This window comes from Camelimonas fluminis, assembly GCF_014656355.1.
Classification (GTDB): Bacteria; Pseudomonadota; Alphaproteobacteria; order Rhizobiales; family Beijerinckiaceae; genus Camelimonas; species Camelimonas fluminis.
On sequence record NZ_BNCG01000165.1, the window covers coordinates 1 to 686 of the forward strand.

At 62.1% G+C, this 686-nt stretch carries 1 protein-coding gene; it reads right to left on the reverse strand.

The features are described from left to right. Positions 1-557: hypothetical protein (locus IE243_RS22985; RefSeq protein WP_191321590.1), on the reverse strand; the 557-nt coding region annotated here is incomplete at its 3' end. Positions 558-686 lie beyond the last annotated feature (129 nt).

The window sequence follows — 686 nt, forward strand, 5'->3', positions numbered from 1 at the left end:
TTCCAGCGGTCAGGTCCGGGGCTTGCGTGATGGATTTTGGCCCGCTCGCCGTAGGGCAGGCGCAGCATTTCAGCCCGGACATTTTTCGTCGGCGTGAGCGGCGGAAGGTTCCTGCGCCAGAAGCACGTCGCCTTGACCTGCATGTGGCCGTGCATCCATGGCTGGACGGCTGGTCCAGGGTCGAAGTAGCCGGAAATCCGCTCCTTCGCGTAGCGGTGCATCACCGGGTTTTCGATGGCGACATGGGGGATATCGGCATTCAGCAGCAGGCTGAAGAATGCTGTTGCCTCATCCAGTTCGCGCCACATCTGGTCGATGGTCTTTCCTGCCGGTGGGGCGTGAAGCCACCGCACCCCGCTGTTACAGAGGCGCGTGCATGGGGGATGCCCAATCAGCAGGTCCCATTCCATCCCAAGCACTTCGCGCACGTCAGTCTGGAAATGGAAGTGGCTGGCGTCATCGGCAGGAAGCACATCGCATGACCAAGCTTCATGGCCCTTTGCGCGGAACGCCCGCCGCATCTGCCCGGAATATTCGCAAGCAATCAGAACGCGCATGGTTTACTCCGCTGCTTGCTTGAATTTGACTGGCGTCGGCGCAGCCGATGCAGCCACCATGGCCGGCCAGACGAACGGCTCAAGGCCGGCGGCCTCCCTTGCCCAGTCGATGTTGCGCATCAGAGCCGG